The organism is Rathayibacter sp. VKM Ac-2857 (assembly GCF_013205025.1).
In the GTDB taxonomy this organism is placed as follows: domain Bacteria; phylum Actinomycetota; class Actinomycetes; order Actinomycetales; family Microbacteriaceae; genus Rathayibacter.
In genome coordinates, this window is record NZ_JABMLE010000003.1 from 672,041 (window position 1) to 687,473 (window position 15,433).

Consider the following 15,433-nt stretch of genomic DNA (forward strand, 5'->3'; position numbering starts at 1 on the left):
ATTATGCGCAGAGGGCGAGTTGCGGCCCCGTGGGAGGGATGCAGGTGATACTTGCGGAGCTCAGGACAATCCGTTTGAGCGATCTTTGCCCGGCTGCCGCGCGTCCTTCAACCGCAGCGCCGGCCGCTCCACCAGCCACCACGACGCCACCGCGAGCAGGAGCGTCACCACCACGACGAGCGCCAGGTCCGCCGCCATCGGCAGCCGCCCCAGCACCTCGAGCACGAGCTGCTGCACCGGATAGCTCCACAGGTACAGCCCGTACGAGAAGTCGCCGAACCGCGCCGCCCGCCGCAGCACCGGCAGCGATCCGGTGCCGACGACGATCACGAGCACCGGCAGCGCGATCCACAGCGCCACCTGCTGCAGCGGAGTCCCGGCCGCGAGGAGCAGCACCGCGAGCGCCACGACGCCGGCCGGCCAGCGCAGCCACCGGGCCGGCACCAGCAGCCGCACCGCCGCGGCCGCCGCGAAGAACGCGCACAGCTCCGCGGAGGACCCGAGCGCTCCGCCCAGCCCCGTCACCACCCCGAGCCCCACGAGCGCCACCACCGCGAGCACCCCGCGAGCCCGCCCCGGCACCCAGCGCAGCGCCAGCACCCCGAGGTAGCAGCAGAACTCCACCCCGAGCGTCCACAGCGAGCCGTTCACCGCCGGCCGCGCGTGCACCGCCGAGTCGAAGACGCCCGGCAGCTCGTACTGCGCCAGCAGCGGCACGTTGAGCGCGTAGGCCCAGGTCTGCGGCGAGGAGAAGTACGCCCCGACCGGCAGCGACGACACCAGCGGCCCGAGCAGGAGCATGCTCACCGCGACCACGACGATCAGCGCCGGGAAGATCCGCAGCACCCGGTGCCAGAGGAACCGCCCCGCGCTCGGCGCGCGCTCCATGCTCCCCGCGATCAGGAACCCGCTGACGCAGAAGAACACCGAGACCCCGAGCGAGTGCACGGGCAGCCCGAGCAGCCGCGGCGCCGGCTCGCCGAGCAGCACGGCGCCGTGCCCGACGATCACCATCAGCGCGGCGACCAGCCGCAGGGCGTCGAAGTCGTTGCCGCGCGCAGTCACGCCCTCACCGTAGGGGGCGCGAGCGACACCGCGAGCCTCAGTCGAAGCGCATCCCCTCCGGCCGCGGCGGCAGCACGAACAGGATCAGCAGGAACACCGCGCCCGCGATCGGGATGAACAGCGCGAAGATCCACATCCCGCTGCGGTTCACGTCGTGCAGCCGCCGCCAGATCAGCGCGAGCGAGGGCACCAGCGTGCCGAGCGCGATCGCCCCCGCGAGCACGGCGACCCACGGCGTCGCGAAGTCCAGCTCGCCCGAGCGGAACGGCGTGAACGACAGCTGCAGCCCCGGCTCCGAGCCGTCGAGCAACTGCAGCGCGAGGTTCAGCAGGGTCGCCGCCAGGATGATCCACCAGTACTCCGCGCGGCTCGCCCTGCCCCGGAAGCGCGCGTACTGCGCGAAGAAGCGGCGCACCGCGGCGAGCGGAGGAGCGCCGTAGTACGGCTGGCCGAGGGCGGGAGGCGTGCTCAGATCCATGCCCTCCACGCTATCCGGCAGTCATCGGGCAGGTCATCGCCCGCCGGGAGGAGGCGCCTCGCCCTAGCGGACCGCCGCGCCCTGCTCCCGCCGCACGGCGCTCGTCGCGCGCGCCTCCACGACCAGGCTCACCACGAGCCCGACCGCGATCATCACGATCGCCACCCACGGCAGCAGGTCGAGTCCGCTCAGGTCGATGGTCAGCCCGCCGACGATCGCGCCGCCGCCGATGCCGATGTTGAACGCCGTCGTCTGCAGCGCGGCGGCGAGGCTGCGCAGCTGGAACGACGAGGTGCGCAGCATCCGCGTCTGCAGCATCGCCGGGATGCCGCCGAAGGCGATGTTCCAGACGATCGCGGCGACGACGATCGCGACCGTGGCCTGCGAGCCGGCGGCCAGCCCGAGGGCGACCAGTGCGATCACGACGGCGATCGCCGCGACCACGAAGCCGGAGCGCGGGAAGCGGTCGGTCGCGAAGCCGGCGAGCACGAGGCCCACCGCCCCCGCGCCGCCGAACGCGAAGAGGAGCAGGGGCACGCTGTCGGAGGAGAACGACGCGTTCTCGAGCCACGGCGTGATGTAGGTCGAGAGCGTGTTCTGGCCGATCAGCACCAGCAGGATGACCACGCAGACGCCGATGATGCGCGGCAGGCTGCGGTCCTTGCGGGCGGGCAGCCGGATCTCGCCAGTGCGCAGCGGGATGCTGTGGTCGACCGCCGGCAGGAACTTCACGACCAGCAGCGCCAGCAGCAGCACGATCGCGCCGAGGATCGCGAAGGTCGGCCGCCAGCCGAACGCGTGGCCGAGCGCGGTGCCCACCGGCACGCCGAGCACGAACGCCGCCGAGCCGCCGCCGGCCGTGATCGCGGTCGCCCGGCCGAGGTGCTCCGGAGCGACGAGGTGCGCCGAGTAGGCGGCGACGATCGCCCAGAACAGCCCGTGCGCGAGTCCGCCGAGGATGCGCGCGCCGACCAGCAGCGCGAACGTCGGCGCGAGCGCGGCCAGCACGTTCGCGACCGCGATCGTGCACAGCGCGATGAGGAGCAGGCTCTTCCGCGAGAACCGCTGCGTCACGAGCGTCAGCGGCGTCGTCGCGATCACGACGGTCGCCGCGAAGATCGTCACCAGCTGACCGGTCAGCGGGATGCTCACGCCGAGTTCCCGCGACATGTCCGGGATGAGGCCGGTCGGCAGGAACTCGCTGGTGACCGACACGAAGACGGCGCCGGCGAGCGTGAGCAGGCCGATCCAGGGGAAGGCGGCGGGGGAGGTCGTGCGGGTGCTGGAGCTGGTGCGCGGAGGGGTGTTCACGGTGTCCTGAGGGAGGTGGGGCGGGCGGCGACCATCAAGCCTCGCACGCCCCGGCCCCCCTCAGGTGTCCGGCGGGTTACTTCGCGACGGTGCTCACTTGACGACCGTCTTGGCCGCGCTGGTCTTGCTCAGCGTCGTGTAGCCCGCCTTCGTGCCGGTGACCGTCACCGTGATCGCCTTGCCCGCGTCCGCCGACACCGTCTTGTAGGTCGCGGACGTCGCGCCCGAGATCGCCGTGCCGCCGCGCTTCCACTGGTAGCTCAGCGCGACGGGCGCCGGCGACCAGGTGCCCGGCACCGCGGTGAGGGTCTGGCCGACCTTCGCCGTGCCGGTGATCGTCGGGGTCGCGCCGGTCAGCACGCCGCCGGTGACGACCGCCGTGGTGGCGCTGGTCTTGGTGGCGGGGGAGTAGCCGGTCCTGGTGGAGGTGACGCTCACGGTGATCGTGGCGCCGGCGTCCGAGGCCTTGAGCACGTAGGTCTTCGCGGTGGCGCCGGTGATGTACGTGCCGCCGTTCTTCTTCCACTGGTAGCTCAGCGTCGTGCCGGAGTCCCAGGTGCCCGGGTTCGCGGTGAGGGTCGAGCCGACCTTCGTCGTGCCGGTGATCGTCGGCGTCGGCATGAGCGTCTGCAGTGCTGCCTTCGCCGTGACCGCGGCGCTGGTCTTGGTGACCGCGGTGTAGCCGGACTTGGTGCCGGTGACGGCGACGGTGATCGCCGCGCCGGCGTCGGCCGCGACGAGCGTGTAGGTGCTCGCGGTCGCCCCGCTGATCGCGGTGCCGTTGCGCTGCCACTGGTACGCGAGCGTGACGGGCGCGGGCGTCCAGGTCCCGGGGACGGCGGTCAGCTTCTGGCCGACGGTCGCGGTGCCGGTGATGGTCGGCGTCGCTCCGGTGATGACGGCGCCGTTGGTGACGGCCGCGGTCGTCGCGCTGGTCTTGGTGGCGGGGGAGTAGCCGGTCTTGGTGCCGGTGACGCTCACGGTCAGCGTCGCTCCGGCGTCGGAGGACTTGAGCACGTACGTCTTCGCGGTGGCGCCGGAGATGTAGGTGCCGCCGTTCTTCTTCCACTGGTAGCTCAGCGTCACGCCCGAGTCCCAGGTGCCCGGGTTCGCGGTGAGCGTCGACCCGACGGTGGTGCTGCCGGTGATGGTCGGCGTCGGCATCAGCGTCTGCAGCGGCAGCCCGATCTGGGTGGCCGAGCTCGTGCGGGTCGCGGTCGTGTAGCCGTACTTCGTGCCGGTGACACTGACGGTGAGCGCGGTCCCGGAGTCGGCCGACGTGACGGCGTAGCTGCTCCCCGTGGCCCCCGCGATCGCGGTCCCGTTGCGCTTCCACTGGTACGCCAGCTCGACGGGCGCGGGACCCCAGTTGCCCGGGTTCGCGGTGAGCGTCCCGCCGATCGCGGAGGACCCGGTGACGGTCGGCACGGAGTTCGTGAGCGACCCCGCGGTGACGGTGACGGCGGCACTGGTGCGCGAGGCCGTCGCGTAGCCGGCCTTGGTACCGGTGACCTGCACGGTGATCGCGTTGCCGAGATCCCACTGCGAGACGACGTACTGAGGACCGGTCGCGTCGCTGATCGGAGAGCCGTTGCTCAGCCACTGGTAGCTGAGCGCCACCGGCGAGGGGCCCCAGGTGCCGGGAACCGCGGTCAGCGTGTCACCCGCGGTCGCGGACCCGCTGATGGTCGGCGTCGGCGCGGTGAGAGTGCCGACGTTCGCGAGCGTCAGAACGAAGTCGCCCTCGTGGAAGGAGTAGTTGCCCACCTGGATGAAATACGTCCTACCGGCTGTCGCGGGGAACTCGACATTGGCGCGGTCAGCGGAGTGCTCGTTGTACCCGGGCTCCGCATCCGCGTCTCCGCAACCGAGCTCACGACCCGGCGTCACGCCATCGGATTCGAAAACGGCGACGTTCATCGGCGAGTAGCTGTCGCCGACGTCCGCCCGCAAGCTTCCCGTGGAGGTCGCCCGGTACTTGTACCAAACCGACCCCATGAACGGGTTGTAGTCGCATCCCGCGTACGGCTGATACCAGTTGCTGTCGACCTTGAGGGTCGACCCCTCGATGGTCGCCGGGAGGGTGGAGATCGAGGAGGCCGAGGAATAAGTCGTGTTCGGGACTGCAGCGCTGGCAGAGAGGGAGAACTGCGCAGTTCCAGTCGGCACGTCCAACGAGGAGATGTCGGAGCTGACCTGGAAGTAGTAGGTGCGGCCGGCCTCCGCCTGCACGAAGTTCTGATCGCGGTAGCCGATCTCGGCGCAGCTGATCCGTGTCGCGTCCGTGATCGGGCCCTCGACGAAGGCGCTGGTGATCTGTGTGTACCCCGGCGACTTCCCGTTGAAGGTCAGCGTCTGCCGCTTGGTCGAGACGTACTTGAACCAGATCGAGCTGTCTCCGCCCTCGAAGTACTCGCTGTAGTCCGGATCAGTGGTGCGGCATGTTGAAATCTCGCCCTCAGACAGCGTCGCGCCCTCGTAAGGAACGCCGTACGCGGAGTACGGCAGGCTCGTGACGACGGTCGCGTTCTCGCGCAGGTCGTTCGCGGGCGGCGTCGCGGCGACCAGCGCACGCGGCTCGGCGGCCTGCGGCGCGGCCTGGCGGGCGGCCGGTTCCTTCGTGTGCCACTCCCCGGAGGTCTCCGAGACCGGCGCGGCCGACGGTGCGGCTTCCGCGGCAGCCGCCGCCGGAGCGACCAGCAGCCCGAAGCCGACCGCGAGGGCGGTGGCGAGGGCGAGGACCCGCGCGCGGGCGGGACGGTGTTCGGGCATGACGACTCCAGGGCGAGCGGCGAGCGGGTGGCAGTGCGGTGCCTGCGGGACACGAGCGCGGCTGAACGACGTCCGTCGAGAAGGCTCCTCAGTGTGATGAGATTCACAGGGAGCGGATACCACCCGTTCGGGGCGGCCTGGAGAGAACTACTCAGTGGCGCACTGCTCGGCGCCGGCCACTACTCGAGCGGATACGCGCGCCCGTTCACCAGCAGGGTGTCGCCCGCGGCGCTGTCCGGCCCGATGTGGTCCTCGAGCGACGCGGCGGCCGTGTCGGCGGCGGCGCCCTGGGCGACTGCTCCGGTCGAGAGCAGCAGGCCGCAGGCCAGTGCGGTGATCACGGTCGTGCGGTTGCTGGGCATGCGGTTCATCGGCGTCGTCCTTGGCGTCGTGGCGGTCGCCGCCCCGGGGTGTGGGAGCGGTTTCAGAACGCTCCGAGCCTACGGCTCCGACCCGATGCGCCGCCTGGCACCTTTCTGGGGTTCCCCTGTGCGCCTTCTGGTTCGGCAGCACGGAGGCCCCGGTCACGGACGTGCGGAGATCGTGTCCGACGCTCGGCTCGTACTGACGATCTGATCTCCGAGGTCCGGGGAGAGCGAGCGGGCGACGAAGACGAGCGAGCGACGGATGTTCTCGGGACGGCGGTCGAACACGGACTCGTTGTGAGCGAGACGGTTCCTGACATCTCGTAGGTCCGTAAGGGCGGCATGGATCTTCACACGATCGGTGCCGGGCCGGTACGCCCGATTCAGGGCCGGTACCCAGAGCGTCTTCTCGTGGAGCCCGTCCGAGAGGTACGTCCAGAAGCCGAACATCAGTTCCGCGATGACCTTGCCGCGGGGCGTCCGCCCGCCGGCGGTGTACCTCGCGTACCTGCGGGCGGTCTTGATCGCGGAGCGCGGGGTCGCGTTCTTGTCCTGAGGCACACCGTGAGAGTCGAGAGCCAGGTGCACGGGCAGTAGTTGCTCATACGTCGCTTGCTCGATCCAGTCGCGGCCGTGAATGGCAGGGTGGGCGAGCAGCGCTCGGTCGTAGGCGTTCCGCAGTCCTACCTCGAGGTGACCGAGGTCGTGGAGCAGCTCCGCCGACAGGCGCGCGTTCCACTCGTAGAAGGCGAGAGCGCGAGCGTGGTCACCCCCTGCAGCCCGCACATATTTCGCGAAGCGCTCGACAGTGAGCCATTCGACGACCCATGGTCCAGCGCTGCTCGGCATCCTCCGCCCTCCCGGCGTACAATCGATCCATCGAGAGCCTTTGATGACCGATATCGCCGCGGCGACACGTCCCTCTGGCCACGACACGGGAACCCCGGTATCAGGCTACTGACCCGGGGTTTTCCTCTGCCCGCCCTGTCGCCCCGTGCTGCCGCGCGCACGCCCGCCGTAGGCTGGCCGGATGACGTCCCGGGTGCGCCTCCTGCTGGCCTCGTCGCATCCCGGGCCGACCGTCACCGTCACCGTGCTGGCGACCGTGCTCGCCGCCGCGTCCGGGCACGCAGCAGGGATCGTCGTCCTCGTGGCGCTCGCCGTGTTCGCCGGGCAGCTCTCGATCGGGCTGGCGAACGACTGGATCGACGCCGACCGCGACCGCGCCGTCGGCCGCACCGACAAGCCCGTCGCGCTCGGCCGGATCAGCGTCGGCGAGGTCCGCGCCGCCGCACTCGGCACCGCCGCCGTCGCCGTCGTGCTCTCGCTCCTGCTCGGGCCGGTCGCCGCCGTCGCGCACCTCGTGCTCGTCGCCGCGGGCTGGGCCTACGACGCCGGGCTCAAGCGCACCGCGTTCTCGGTCGTGCCGTTCCTCGTCGCCTTCGGGCTGCTCCCCGTCGTCTCCGTCGCGGCGGGCGGCGGGCAGCTGCCGGCCTGGTGGGCGATCGCCACGGGCGCGGTCTTCGGCTTCGCGATCCACTGCACCAACGTGCTCCCCGACCTCGTCGACGACGCGGCGACCGGCGTCCGCGGCTTCCCGCACCGCCTCGGCCTGCGGCTCTCCGGCGTCGTCGCCTTCGGCTCGCTGATGCTCGGCGCGGTGCTCGTGCTGCTCGGCCAGGTCGTCGGCGACGATCCGGTCGGCGGCGCGGGAGTCGTCCTCGCCGTCGTCGCGACCGTCGCGGTCCTCGTCCTCGCGGCCGCCGGCATCCGCCTGGTGCTCACCGGCCCGCCGACCCGCACGCTGTTCCGCCTGGTGATCGCCTCCTCGCTCGTCCTCGTCGTCGAGCTCGGCCTGGCGGGCGCGCGGCTGGTCGCCTGAGCAGCCCCGGCAGCCCGACCAGCAGCCCTACGACCACCGCATCGAGTACACCCGCGCCAGCAGGTCCGAGGTCGGCAGCGCCAGCAGCGCCCGCAGCAGTCCCTCGCGCCCGAGCAGCCCCGCGCCGCCGGCCGGCCGCCCCGCCGCCATGTTCAGCTCGGCCTGCCGCGCCGCCCGCCGGGCCACCCGCATCCGCCGCCGGGCGAACGCGGGGAACGGCCCTGCCGAACCGCTCCGCACCGCGTCCGCGAGCAGCGGCGCGAGTTCGGCCGCGTCCAGCCAGCCCAGGTTCATCCCCTGCCCGCCGATCGGGCTGATTTCGTGCGCCGCATCCCCGATCAGGACCACCCGCCCGACGCCGATCCGCTCCGCCGCCCGCCGCCGCACCTGGAAGCCGCTGAGCATCGTGCAGGTCGCCGGGTCGGGCTCCGCGCCGGTCCGCGCCCGCACCACGGTGCTGAGCGCCAGGGCGGCGACCGGATCGGGCGCCGCATCCGGCCGCCACGCGGGCGCCACCAGATCGTCACCGGCGAGCGCCACGTAGCGCCGCCGCCCGCCCGGCAGCGGGAACGACTCCACCACGCCCTCCGGCCCGACGTCGACGAGCGCCGACGACGCCCGCGCGGCCGGCTCCGGGTCGGCGAAGTCGCCCATCACGTAGGAGTCCGGGTAGTCGCGGCCCGTGCTGCGGATCCCGAGCAGCTCGCGCACCGCGCTGCGCGCCCCGTCCGCGCCGACGACGAAGGCGGCGCGGACCGTCACCGGCGCACCGTGCTCATCCGCCCCGGTCGCGTCGACGTGGTCGCGCCCGCGGGCTAGCCCGGTCAGCGTGACGCCCGAGCGCAGTGCGTCCGGCGCGACCTCGCGAAGCCGCTCGCGCAGGATCGACTCGGTGCGGTGCTGATCGAGGGTGACCACGTACGGATGCGTCCGCGAGGCCCGCGCGAACGACAGCGCCCCGAGCACCCGGCGCCGGCTCACCGCGACGCCCTCGGCGACCCGGACGCCCTCGGCGAGGATCCGCTCGGTCGCGCCGACCTCGGCCATCGCGTCGAGCGAGGGCGGATGGATGCCGATCGCCCGCGAGCCGGCGGGCACCGCGGTCCGCCGCTCCCAGACCTGCACGTCGACCCCGCGGCGGGCGAGCAGCGCGCCGAGCAGCACGCCGACCGGTCCGCCGCCGACGACCAGCACGTCGGTCCGCTGCAGGCTCATCCCCCCATGCAAGCAGACGCGCGGGAGCGACAGGCCGGAGCAGAACGTCACGGCCCCGAAACAGCCCCGGCATCTGCGCTCCCTAGCCTGGCCACGGTCTCCGCGGTCGGCGCGGAGCACGACGCCGCTGAACGGGGCACACATGAGTGGGAACACGGTCCGCCGCGACGCGATCAAGGACGTCGAAGCCTACGTCCCGCCCGCGGTCGTCTTCGACCAGACCGAGGCTCCGGGCGAGATCTTCGGCTCGAACGTCTTCAGCACGATCGTGATGCGGCAGCGCCTGCCGAAGTCGGTCTTCAAGTCGGTCATGGCCACCATCGAGCACGGCGCCGTGCTCGACCCGCTGGTCGCCGACGCCGTCGCCTCGGCGATGAAGGACTGGGCCCTCGAGAAGGGCGCCACCCACTACGCGCACGTCTTCTACCCGCTGACCGGCCTCACCGCCGAGAAGCACGACAGCTTCTTCGAGCCGGTCGGCGACGGCTCCGCGCTGGCCGAGTTCGCCGGCAAGACGCTGGTCCAGGGCGAGCCCGACGCCTCGAGCTTCCCCAACGGCGGGCTCCGCAACACCTTCGAGGCCCGCGGCTACACCGGCTGGGACGTCACCAGCCCGGCCTACGTGCTCGAGAACCCCAACGGCAACACCCTCTGCATCCCGACCGTCTTCGTCTCGATGACCGGCGAGGCCCTCGACCACAAGACGCCGCTGCTGCGCTCGCAGCAGGCGATGGGCGAGCACGCGGTCCGCATCCTGAAGCTCTTCGGGCACGTCGCGCCCAAGCCCGTCGTCTCGTTCTGCGGACCGGAGCAGGAGTACTTCCTGATCGACCGGCACTTCTTCCTCGCGCGCCCCGACCTGCTGAACGCCGGCCGCACCCTCTTCGGCACCAAGCCGCCCAAGGGCCAGGAGTTCGACGACCACTACTTCGGCGCCATCCCGGAGCGCGTGCTCGGCTTCATGATGGACACCGAGCGCGAGCTGTTCAAGCTCGGCATCCCCGCGAAGACCCGGCACAACGAGGTCGCTCCCGGTCAGTTCGAGATCGCCCCGATGTTCGAGCGCGGCAACATCGCCGCCGACCACCAGCAGCTCCTGATGACCACCTTCAAGTCGGTCGCCAAGAAGCACGGGATGGAGTGCCTCTTCCACGAGAAGCCCTTCCTCGGAGTCAACGGCTCGGGCAAGCACGTGAACTTCTCGCTCGGCAACAGCGAGCTCGGCTCGCTCCTCGTCCCCGGCGACACCCCGCACGAGAACGCCCAGTTCCTGGTCTTCTGCGCCGCGGTCATCCGCGCGGTGCACCGCTACGGCGGGCTGCTGCGCGCCTCCGTCGCCTCCGCCTCGAACGACCACCGCCTCGGCGCCAACGAGGCCCCGCCCGCGATCATCTCGATCTTCCTCGGCGACCAGCTCGCCGACGTCTTCGAGCAGCTCGCGAAGGGCCCGGCGACCTCGTCGAAGGGGCGCGGCGCGATGCAGATCGGCGTCGACACCCTGCCGATCCTCCCGACCGACCCGGGCGACCGCAACCGCACCAGCCCGTTCGCCTTCACCGGCAACCGCTTCGAGTTCCGCGCGCCGGGCTCGATGCAGTCGGTCGCCGGCCCGATGGTGACGATCGCCACGATCATGGCGGAATCGCTCGACTTCGCCGCGACCGAGCTCGAGACCGCGGTCGCCGCCGGCACCGACTTCGACACCGCGGTGCAGGACCTCCTGACCGCGATCATCACCGAGCACGGCGCGGTCGTCTTCAACGGCGACGGCTACGCGGACGCCTGGCCGATCGAGGCCGAGAAGCGCGGCCTCGCGAACCTGCGCACGACGCTCGACGCCCTGCCCGAGCTGATCACCGACTCCGCCCTCGAGCTCTTCGAGAAGTACAAGGTCTTCAACCACCGCGAGATGCACAGCCGCTACGAGATCGGCCTCGAGCAGTACGCGCTCTCGGTCGGCGTCGAGGCGCGGCTCACGCTCGAGATGGGCACGACCTCGATCCTGCCGGCCGCCGTGCGGCACCAGACCGAGGTCGCGCTGAACGTCGGCGCGCTGAAGGCTGCGGGGGTGGAGCCGGATCTCGCGCCGCTGCACGAGGTGAGTGCGCCGATCGCCGACCTGCGCGCGGCGCTCGCCACTCTGAAGGACGCGCTCGCCGCGGAGCCGGGCCACACGGCCCTCGACGAGGCGGAGCACGCCCGCGCCGCGCTGATCCCGGCGATGGCGGCGGTCCGCGAGGCGGCCGACACCATCGAGGGGCTCATCGCCGACGACCTGTGGCCGCTGCCGACCTACCAGGAGATGCTCTTCATCCTCTAGAGCGGCCGGGGCGGGTCGGGCGGCCGGGACGGCCGGGGTAGGTTGGGCCGTCGTGTCCGTCCCCACCTCCCCCGCCGCAGGCCTGCCCGCCGGGCCCGCCGCCCCGCGCCGCGCGATCACCGTCCTCGACGCCCTCCGCTCGCCGCGCCAGCTCTCCCGCGAGGTGCTCGCCGGCATGGTGACGACGCTCGCGCTGGTGCCCGAGGTGATCTCCTTCTCGGTCGTCGCGGGAGTGGACCCGATGGTGAGCCTCGTCGCCTCGATCGTCCTCGCCCTGACCATGTCGATCCTCGGCGGACGCCCCGGCGTGATCACCGCGGCCGCCGGCTCCGTCGCGCTGGTCATCGCGCCGCTCGTCTCGGAGCACGGCGTCGAGTACGTGCTGCGACGGTGATCCTCGCCGCGGTCATCCAGATCGTCTTCGGCTTCGCCGGTCTCGCGAGGCTGATGCGGTTCATCCCGCGCTCGGTGATGATCGGCTTCGTCAACGCGCTCGGGATCCTGATCTTCCTCGCGCAGGTGCCGCACGTGATCGATGTGCCGTGGATCGCTTACGCGCTCTTCGCCGCGACCCTGCTGATCATCTTCGTGCTGCCCCGCTTCACCACCGCGGTGCCGGCCCCGCTCGTCGCGATCGTCGTCGTGACGGCCGTCGTCATCCTCGCGAACCTGGCCGTCCCCGACGTCGCCGACGAGGGACCGCTGACCGGGCAGCTGCCCGGCATCACCCCGTTCCTGGTGCCGCTGGACCTCGCGACGCTGCAGCTGATCCTGCCGACCGCGCTCAGCGTCGCCTTCGTCGGCCTGATGGAGACGCTGCTCACCGCCAAGCTCGTCGACGAGATGACCGGCACCCCCTCGCACAAGGGCCGCGAGTCCTGGGCGCTCGGCGTCTCGAACCTGCTCGCCGGCTTCTACGGCGGCATCGCCGGCTGCGCGATGATCGGCCAGACCGTCCTCAACGTGAAGACCGGCGGCGCGCGCACCCGGATCTCGACGATCGTCGCCGGCGTCTTCCTGCTCGCGCTGGTCACCGGGCTCAGCTCGGTGATGGGCCGCATCCCGATGGTGGCGCTGGCCGCGGTGATGATGATCGTCGCGATCAGCACCGTCGACTGGCACAGCCTCCGCCCCTCGACCCTGCGCCGGATGCCCGTGCCCGAGACGCTCGTGATGGTCGTCACCGTCGTGGTCGTCGTCGCGACCGACAACCTCGCGCTCGGCGTGCTGGTCGGCGTGATCCTGGCGATGATCCTCTTCGCCCGCCGCGTCGCCCACGTCATCGCGGTCGAGCGCGCCGTCGCCGACGACGGCGCGTCCGTCCGTTACACGGTGACCGGCCCGCTCTTCTTCGGCAGCAGCAATGACCTCGTCGACCGCTTCGCCTACTCCGACGACCCGTCCGCCGTCGTGATCGACCTCGGCCGCGCCCAGATCTGGGACGCCTCCACCGTCGCCGCCCTCGACTCCATCGAGACGAAGTACCGCGACCACGGCGCCACCGTCACCATCGAGGGCCTCGACGAGCGCAGCACCGGCTTCCACCGCCGCCTGACAGGCCGCCTCGGCAGCTGACCCGGGACGCCCCATGCTGATCGATCATGTTGATCGATTAGCCCGCGCAGCGAGCTCCCCCATGTTGATCGAGTAGCCCGCGGAGCGAGCTCCCCCATGTTGATCGAGTAGCCCGCGGAGCGGGCGTATCGAGATCCACCACCGTCAGAACGCGAGTCTGCAGCCCCGCCCTGCTGACGATGGCAGGTCTCGATACGCCCCTGCGGGGCTACTCGACCAGCATGAAGGGGGCGCCGCGCATCCTCTCCCTCGACCAGCATGGCCCGGGTTGCGCGCCGGGAACCGAGTGGAGGAGCCTCGGAGGCCCCCGGAGTACGCTCGCGCGCACCTCTTCCGACGCTCAGCAAGGAGCACGACCATGACCGACGACGCTGGCTTCACCCTCACCCGACTGTTCGACGTGACGCCCCAGGAGATCTGGAGCGCGTGGACCGACCCCGACGAGCTCGCCCAGTGGTGGCACCCGCGCGGGCTGACCACTCCGCGCGAGACGGTCGAGGTGGACCTCAAGGTCGGTGGCACGTACGCCTACACGATGGTCTCCACCGCGAGCGAGGAGACCTACCCGACCGGCGGTGTCTACCGCGAGATCAAGGCCCCCGAGAAGCTCGTCTTCACCTGGGGTGAGCCCGGCGACGCGGACGCGCCCGTCGTGACCGTGTCGATCCGCTCGGCCGGCGAGCTGACCCGGCTGACCTTCGAGCTGGCCGGCGTCGACGGCGAGAAGGGCGACGACTCGTTCTACGACGGCTGGGATCAGGCGATCGACGCGCTGGCCGACCACCTCGATCCGGCCGCCACCGTCGCGGGCTGAGCCCTCCTCCTCGAGGCTCGAGGCCGTCAACCCCCTGTGGCCTATGCCGCGGCGCGGGGTTGTCTGGTGGGCCCGGCCTCTCCGCGAGGCAGGGAGAGACGGAGGCGCCTTGACTGCGCACACCACCGGGACCACCAGCGACCGCATCGCCGCCATCGAGACCTACGCCGACGACGCCGGCTGGCACAACCGCATCGCGGGTGCCGCCGTCCCGCTCACCCGCCACGACTCCCGCGAGGAGGCCGAGAGCGTCGGCGCCGAGATCGCGCAGCAGCGCGGCAGCGGGCACCGGGTGCTCGCGTGAGCGCGACCGACCGGCAGAACTCCACCGGCGAGAAGCGCACGTCGCTCCGGCGCCGCATCACCGGTCCGCTGCTCTACTTCTTCATCCTCGGCGACGTCCTCGGCGCCGGGATCTACGCGCTGATGGGCACCCTGTCGGCGGAGGTCGGCGGCGCGGTCTGGCTGCCGCTGCTGGTCGCCCTCGGCCTGGCGCTGCTGACCGCCGGCTCCTACGCCGAGCTGGTCACCAAGTACCCGAAGGCGGGCGGCGCGGCCGTCTTCGCCCAGCGGGCCTTCCGCCGCCCCATCGTCTCGTTCCTGGTGGGCTTCGCGATGCTCGCGGCCGGTGTCACCAGCGCCGCGGGCCTCTCGCTCGCCTTCGCGGGCGACTACCTCGGGACCTTCCTCGACGTGCCGGCCGTGCCGACGGCGATCGTCTTCCTGGTGCTCGTGGCCTGCCTCAACGCTCGCGGGGTGGCGGAGTCGCTGCTCAGCAACACGGTGATGACCGTGATCGAGGTCGGCGGGCTACTGATCGTCATCGTCTGCGTCGCAGTGATGGTCGCGGCCGGCGGCGGCGACCTCGGCCGGACCGTCGAGCTGAGCTCCGAGCAGGCGCCCGTGCTGGCCGTGCTCGGCGCCGCGATCATCGCCTACTACTCCTTCGTCGGCTTCGAGACCTCGGCCAACATCGCCGAGGAGCTGCGCGACCCGAGCCGGATCTACCCGCGCGCGCTGTTCGGCGCGCTGATCACCGCGGGCGGCGTCTATCTGCTGGTCGGCCTGGCCAGCTCGATCGCCGTGCCCGCCGACGATCTGGCCGGCTCCTCGGCCCCGCTGCTCGACGTCGTGACCGCGAGCGGCGCGGGCGTCCCGGCCTGGCTGTTCAGCGTCATCGCGCTGATCGCGGTGGCGAACGGCGCCCTGCTGACGATGATCATGGCCAGCCGTGTCACCTACGGCATGGCGAAGGAGGGGCTGCTGCCGGGCGTCCTCGGCCGGGTGCTGCCGAAGCGGCGGACGCCGTGGGTCGCCATCGCCGTCACGACCGTCGCCGCCGCGCTGCTGACGCTCGTCGGCGATCTCGCGACGCTCGCGCAGACCGTGGTGCTGCTCCTGCTGCTGGTGTTCATCAGCACGAACGTGTCGGTGCTGGTGCTGCGGCGCGACCGCGTCGAGCACGAGCACTTCCGGGTCTGGACCGCGATACCGGTGCTGGGGGTCGCCTCCTGCGTCCTCCTGCTCAGCCAGCAGGAGCCGACGGTCTGGCTCTCCGCCGGGGCCCTGCTCGTCGTCGGCGTGCTGCTGCACCTGATCACCCGTCGCCGGGGCGCCCGCACGGACGCGTGACCGG

At 71.7% G+C, this 15,433-nt stretch carries 12 protein-coding genes and 1 pseudogene; 6 read left to right on the forward strand and 7 right to left on the reverse strand.

The window, feature by feature from the left end; all coding sequences use genetic code 11:
* Positions 1 to 60: 60 nt before the first annotated feature.
* The 6 genes from HQQ86_RS16675 to HQQ86_RS16700 all read right to left on the reverse strand — a co-directional run bounded on the left by HQQ86_RS16675 (position 61) and on the right by HQQ86_RS16700 (position 6,840).
* Complete coding sequence (locus tag HQQ86_RS16675) at positions 61 to 1,065, reverse strand: acyltransferase (RefSeq protein WP_173289344.1); 1,005 nt, start codon at positions 1,063 to 1,065, stop codon at positions 61 to 63.
* A gap of 37 nt (positions 1,066 to 1,102) precedes the next feature.
* Entirely contained in the window at positions 1,103 to 1,543 is a 441-nt protein-coding gene (locus tag HQQ86_RS16680; RefSeq protein ID WP_173289345.1) for a DUF805 domain-containing protein, read from the reverse strand.
* Between the two features lie 63 nt (positions 1,544 to 1,606).
* The gene (locus HQQ86_RS16685; protein WP_173289346.1) at positions 1,607 to 2,854 is read right to left on the reverse strand and encodes an MFS transporter; all 1,248 of its coding nucleotides are present in this window, start codon (positions 2,852 to 2,854) and stop codon (positions 1,607 to 1,609) included.
* A gap of 93 nt (positions 2,855 to 2,947) precedes the next feature.
* A complete protein-coding gene (locus HQQ86_RS16690) occupies positions 2,948 to 5,626 on the reverse strand; it encodes a hypothetical protein (protein WP_173289347.1) in 2,679 nt (892 codons plus the stop codon).
* 179 nt (positions 5,627 to 5,805) lie between these two features.
* Complete coding sequence (locus HQQ86_RS16695; RefSeq protein ID WP_173289348.1) at positions 5,806 to 5,997, reverse strand: hypothetical protein; 192 nt, start codon at positions 5,995 to 5,997, stop codon at positions 5,806 to 5,808.
* 153 nt (positions 5,998 to 6,150) lie between these two features.
* Entirely contained in the window at positions 6,151 to 6,840 is a 690-nt protein-coding gene (locus HQQ86_RS16700) for an Abi family protein (RefSeq protein ID WP_173289349.1), read from the reverse strand.
* Between the two features lie 181 nt (positions 6,841 to 7,021).
* On the opposite strand from HQQ86_RS16700, the gene HQQ86_RS16705 reads away from it, so the two are divergent.
* Entirely contained in the window at positions 7,022 to 7,873 is an 852-nt protein-coding gene (locus HQQ86_RS16705) for a UbiA family prenyltransferase (RefSeq protein WP_173289350.1), read from the forward strand.
* A 27-nt stretch (positions 7,874 to 7,900) separates the two neighbouring features.
* Here HQQ86_RS16705 and HQQ86_RS16710 read toward each other — a convergent pair whose 3' ends face one another.
* The gene (locus HQQ86_RS16710; protein WP_254072142.1) at positions 7,901 to 9,088 is read right to left on the reverse strand and encodes an NAD(P)/FAD-dependent oxidoreductase; all 1,188 of its coding nucleotides are present in this window, start codon (positions 9,086 to 9,088) and stop codon (positions 7,901 to 7,903) included.
* A 142-nt stretch (positions 9,089 to 9,230) separates the two neighbouring features.
* On the opposite strand from HQQ86_RS16710, the gene HQQ86_RS16715 reads away from it, so the two are divergent.
* The 5 genes and pseudogenes from HQQ86_RS16715 (at position 9,231) to HQQ86_RS16735 (ending at position 15,429) form a co-directional block, all read left to right on the forward strand.
* On the forward strand, positions 9,231 to 11,408 hold the full coding sequence (locus HQQ86_RS16715; protein ID WP_173289351.1) for a glutamine synthetase III: 2,178 nt from the start codon (positions 9,231 to 9,233) through the stop codon (positions 11,406 to 11,408).
* 82 nt (positions 11,409 to 11,490) lie between these two features.
* Positions 11,491 to 12,983 (forward strand): annotated as a pseudogene (locus tag HQQ86_RS16720) (SulP family inorganic anion transporter).
* A gap of 358 nt (positions 12,984 to 13,341) precedes the next feature.
* Complete coding sequence (locus HQQ86_RS16725; RefSeq protein ID WP_173289352.1) at positions 13,342 to 13,797, forward strand: SRPBCC domain-containing protein; 456 nt, start codon at positions 13,342 to 13,344, stop codon at positions 13,795 to 13,797.
* Between the two features lie 109 nt (positions 13,798 to 13,906).
* Complete coding sequence (locus HQQ86_RS16730; protein ID WP_173289353.1) at positions 13,907 to 14,101, forward strand: DUF2188 domain-containing protein; 195 nt, start codon at positions 13,907 to 13,909, stop codon at positions 14,099 to 14,101.
* Positions 14,098 to 15,429, forward strand: coding sequence for an APC family permease (locus tag HQQ86_RS16735; RefSeq protein ID WP_173289354.1), 1,332 nt, complete (start codon positions 14,098 to 14,100; stop codon positions 15,427 to 15,429). The genes HQQ86_RS16730 and HQQ86_RS16735 overlap by 4 nt, the downstream gene beginning before the upstream one ends.
* Positions 15,430 to 15,433 lie beyond the last annotated feature (4 nt).

What these genes read in the sequence shown, in the direction of transcription:
- HQQ86_RS16680 (WP_173289345.1), bottom strand. Translation starts at nt 1,543, where the DNA reads ATGGATCTGAGCACGCCTCCCGCCCTCGGCCAGCCGTACTACGGCGCT.
- HQQ86_RS16690 (WP_173289347.1), bottom strand. Translation starts at nt 5,626, where the DNA reads ATGCCCGAACACCGTCCCGCCCGCGCGCGGGTCCTCGCCCTCGCCACC.
- HQQ86_RS16695 (WP_173289348.1), bottom strand. Translation starts at nt 5,997, where the DNA reads ATGAACCGCATGCCCAGCAACCGCACGACCGTGATCACCGCACTGGCC.
- HQQ86_RS16700 (WP_173289349.1), bottom strand. Translation starts at nt 6,840, where the DNA reads ATGCCGAGCAGCGCTGGACCATGGGTCGTCGAATGGCTCACTGTCGAG.
- HQQ86_RS16705 (WP_173289350.1), top strand. Translation starts at nt 7,022, where the DNA reads ATGACGTCCCGGGTGCGCCTCCTGCTGGCCTCGTCGCATCCCGGGCCG.
- HQQ86_RS16710 (WP_254072142.1), bottom strand. Translation starts at nt 9,088, where the DNA reads ATGAGCCTGCAGCGGACCGACGTGCTGGTCGTCGGCGGCGGACCGGTC.
- HQQ86_RS16715 (WP_173289351.1), top strand. Translation starts at nt 9,231, where the DNA reads ATGAGTGGGAACACGGTCCGCCGCGACGCGATCAAGGACGTCGAAGCC.
- HQQ86_RS16725 (WP_173289352.1), top strand. Translation starts at nt 13,342, where the DNA reads ATGACCGACGACGCTGGCTTCACCCTCACCCGACTGTTCGACGTGACG.